This window comes from Nocardioides sp. CPCC 206348 (assembly GCF_048654705.1).
In the GTDB taxonomy this organism is placed as follows: Bacteria; Actinomycetota; Actinomycetes; order Propionibacteriales; family Nocardioidaceae; genus Nocardioides.
Map to the genome: position 1 here is coordinate 10,851 of NZ_JBMCZA010000188.1, position 3,680 is coordinate 14,530.

Annotated in this window: 3 protein-coding genes; 2 read left to right on the forward strand and 1 reads right to left on the reverse strand. The window is 71.9% G+C overall.

Features of this window, described 5'->3' with window-relative positions; translation table 11 throughout:
- On the reverse strand, positions 1 to 1,066 hold a 1,066-nt coding region (locus tag ACOADB_RS15535; protein WP_378600328.1), incomplete at its 3' end, for a DNA polymerase IV.
- Between the two features lie 133 nt (positions 1,067 to 1,199).
- On the opposite strand from ACOADB_RS15535, the gene ACOADB_RS15540 reads away from it, so the two are divergent.
- Complete coding sequence (locus ACOADB_RS15540) at positions 1,200 to 2,201, forward strand: DUF4192 domain-containing protein (RefSeq protein ID WP_378600330.1); 1,002 nt, start codon at positions 1,200 to 1,202, stop codon at positions 2,199 to 2,201.
- The gene (locus ACOADB_RS15545) at positions 2,194 to 3,654 is read left to right on the forward strand and encodes a glutamate--cysteine ligase (protein WP_378600332.1); all 1,461 of its coding nucleotides are present in this window, start codon (positions 2,194 to 2,196) and stop codon (positions 3,652 to 3,654) included. The genes ACOADB_RS15540 and ACOADB_RS15545 overlap by 8 nt, the downstream gene beginning before the upstream one ends.
- Positions 3,655 to 3,680: the final 26 nt, after the last annotated feature.

The window sequence follows — 3,680 nt, forward strand, 5'->3', positions numbered from 1 at the left end:
CGAACAGGTCCTCCTGGACCCAGTCGGCGAGCCCGGAGACGCCCACGCCGAGCAACCGGACGCCGCCGGACGTGTCGAGGTCGGCCAGCAGGGAGCGCGCGAGCCGGGCGATGGTGGCGGTCTCCTCCGTCGGCGCCGGGAGGGTCGAGGACCGGCTGAGGGTCGTGAAGTCGTAGAGCCGCACCTTGAGCGACACGGTCCGCCCCGACAGGCCACTTGCCCGCATCCGGCGCGCGACCTCCCCGGCCTGCCGGACGACGATGGACTCCATCAGCCGCCGGTCGGTCAGGTCGTGCTCGTAGGTGCTCTCGACGCTGACCGACTTCGTCTCCCGGTCGGGTACGACGGCGCGGTCGTCCTGCGCGCGGGCCAGTTGGTGCAGCGAGGCGCCCTGGGCCTTGCCGACGATGCTGACCAGCTCCTCCAGGCTGATCGCCGCGAGCTCGGCAACGGTGTGCACGCCGATGCGCCGCAGCCGCTCGACGGTGGCCGGCCCGACGCCGGGGATGACCGAGACCCGCATCGGATGGAGCAGTGCGATCTCGGTGCCCGGGGTGATCACGGTCAGGCCGTCGGGCTTGCGCAGCTCGCTGGCGACCTTGGCGAGGAACTTCGACGAGGCGACGCCGACCGAGGCGGTGAGCCCGCCGGTGACCTCGTGGACGCGCTGGCGCAGGTCCTCGGCGAACGCCGTCACGGTCGGCACCTCGAGATCGGGCAGGTGGGCTCGTTCGAGGTCGACGAAGGCCTCGTCGAGGGACAACGGCTCGACCAGGGGCGAGCACGAGCGCAGCACGGTCATCACCGCGGTGCTGGCCGCGCGGTAGGCGTCGAAGCGACCGGAGAGGAAGGCGGCCTGGGGACAGCGTGCGCGAGCCTCTCGGGTCGACATGGCCGACCGGACGCCGTACGCCCGGGCCTCGTAGGAGGCGGTCGACACCACGCCCCGCCCGCCGACCCCGCCGACGATCACCGGTTTCCCGCGCAGGGACGGCTTGTCGCGCTGCTCGACGGCCGCGAAGAAGGCATCGAGGTCCAGATGGAGGACCGAGGCCTGGGCACGCACGCGCGTCACGTTAGTCGTCACCGGGGACGAACCTGTCCTCGAACTGTCCACAGGGGCGTTTCCGGAAACCGTGGGTGCACAGCGTGCTGGCGGCCACGGGCCCGCGGTCGGGGCCCACCGGGACGGTTCCGGCATGACAACGACACCTGCCTCCCTGACCATCCGCAGCCCCGAGGACCTGTTGGCCATCGCCCCCGTCGTCCTGGGCTTCTGGCCCGAGGAGTCCGTCGTGATGATGACCTTCGGCGCCGACCGGCCCTTCCACGCGCGCATCGACCTGCCTCCCCTCGAGGTCCAGACCCTCGACGTCCAGCGCGCGCTCGACGAGATGCTGCTGGGCCCCGCGCGTCGCCAACACGCACAGCACGTGGTGCTGCTCTACTTCGCCGCCGATCGCGCGGCCGCTCGTGCGGCACACCGCGTCCTGCGGCGCGGGTGTCGACGGTCGGGGATCGTGGTTGCGTCTGCGCTCTTCGCCGACGGTGAGCGGTACGCCGACCTCGACGGCCCCGGACGGCACTCGCCCGGGACGCCGTACGACGTCTCGGCCCACCCGTTCGTCGTCGAGGCCCTCGTCAGCGGGCGCCTCAGCCACCGCAGCAGGGGCGATCTCGTCGCGTCCCTGGAGCCCGACCCGCAGGCGACGGCGCGGGTCCAGCAGGCCCTGGTGTCCGGCGGCTTCGCCGACGAGGACATGCCGAACGACGGGCGATCCATCCGGCGCGAGGGCAGGTGGGTCGAGCGACGCGTCGCCGAGCTCGTGGCCGCCGGGGCCGGGCCGTCCGACGACGAGGCGGCGCGGCTGCTGTGGGTGATGCAGGCGTCCCGGGTCCGCGACGCCGCGTGGTCGCTGATCACGCGGCGCAACGCGGAGGCCCACGTGAGGTTCTGGTCCGACCTGGTGCGCCGCGCCCCGGGGCCGCTCGTCCCGGCCCCTGCCGCGCTGCTGGCGTGGGCCGCTTGGCAGGCCGGTGACGGCGCGAAGGCATGGGTGGCGCTGGACAGGTGCCAGGAGGTCGAGCCCGTCTACGCGATGGCGGCATACCTCGGCTCGCTGCTGCAACAGGCCGTGCCGCCCGAGTTCTGGGAGGGAGGATTCGACTGGGCGCTGGGTCTAGGGTCGGTGCATGGGTGACGCCGTCGTTGCACAGGAGTTCACACCAGCTGACCGGACCCGCTACCGGGAGAAGGTCCGGCGCTGTCTCGACGTGTTCGAGCGGATGCTGCGCGAGTCGGCGTTCGACACCGACGATCCGTGGACCGGCCTGGAGGTCGAGCTCAACCTGATCGATGACGCGGGTGACCCGGCGTTGCGCAACGCCGAGGTCCTCGACGCCATCGCGGATCCCGACTTCCAGACCGAGCTCGGCCAGTTCAACATCGAGCTCAACATGCCGCCCGGCCCGCTGGCCGGTGGGGGACTGGAGTCCTACGAGTCCCAGCTGCGCGCGAGCCTCAACGCGGCCGAGGACAAGGCCGCACCGCTGGGCGCGCACCTGGTGATGATCGGCATCCTGCCGACGCTGCGCGCCGAGCACCTGCAGGCCGAGGCCATCAGCGCCAACCCCCGCTACCAGCTGCTCAGCGAGCAGGTGCTGCGCGCCCGCGGCGAGGACATCAGCATCGACATCCAGGGCGTCGAGCGACTGGCCACCACCGTGGACACGATCGTCCCGGAGGCCGCGTGCACCAGCACCCAGCTCCACGTGCAGGTCAGCCCCGAACGGTTCGCGTCGTACTGGAACGCCTCACAGGCGATCGCCGGCATCCAGCTCGCCGTGGGGGCCAATGCGCCGTACCTCCTCGGCAAGCACCTGTGGTCCGAGACCCGGATCCCGCTGTTCGAGCAGGCCACCGACACCCGCAGCGAGGAGCTCAAGGTGCAGGGCGTGCGGCCCCGCGTCTGGTTCGGGGAGCGATGGATCACCTCGGTCTTTGACCTCTTCGAGGAGAACGTCCGCTACTTCCCGGCGCTGCTGCCCGTCATCGACGAGGAGGACCCCCTGACGGTGCTGGAGGCCGGCGGCACGCCCAACCTGTCGGAGCTGCGGCTGCACAACGGCACGATCTACCGCTGGAACCGGCCCGTCTACGACATCAGCGGCGGGCTCCCGCACCTGCGCGTCGAGAACCGGATCCTCGCCGCCGGACCGACGGTCGTCGACACCGTGGCCAACGCCGCGTTCTACTTCGGGCTGGTCCGGGCGCTCGCGGAGAACGAGCGCCCGTTGTGGTCGCAGATGTCCTTCAGCGCAGCCGAGGAGAACTTCCACACCGCGGCCCGGCACGGCATCGACGCCGAGGTCTACTGGCCGGGCCTGGGCCGGGTGCGCGCGACCGAGCTCGTCGTGCGGCGCCTGCTGCCACTGGCGCACGACGGGCTCGCCGCCTGGGGAGTCGGCTCCGAGGAGGCGCACAAGTACCTCGACATCATCGAGCAGCGCTGCCTGGCGACGACCAACGGCGCGGACTGGTTCGTGCGCCAGGTCCAGCAGCGCGAGAGCGACGACCGTCCCGATGCGCTGCGGGCGGTGCTCGGCGACTACCGCGCGCGGATGCACGACAACCAGCCGGTGCACACCTGGTGAAGCTAGCCCGCCGGCTCGGCCGCCCG

What these genes read in the sequence shown, in the direction of transcription:
- ACOADB_RS15540 (WP_378600330.1), top strand. Translation starts at nt 1,200, where the DNA reads ATGACAACGACACCTGCCTCCCTGACCATCCGCAGCCCCGAGGACCTG.
- ACOADB_RS15545 (WP_378600332.1), top strand. Translation starts at nt 2,194, where the DNA reads ATGGGTGACGCCGTCGTTGCACAGGAGTTCACACCAGCTGACCGGACC.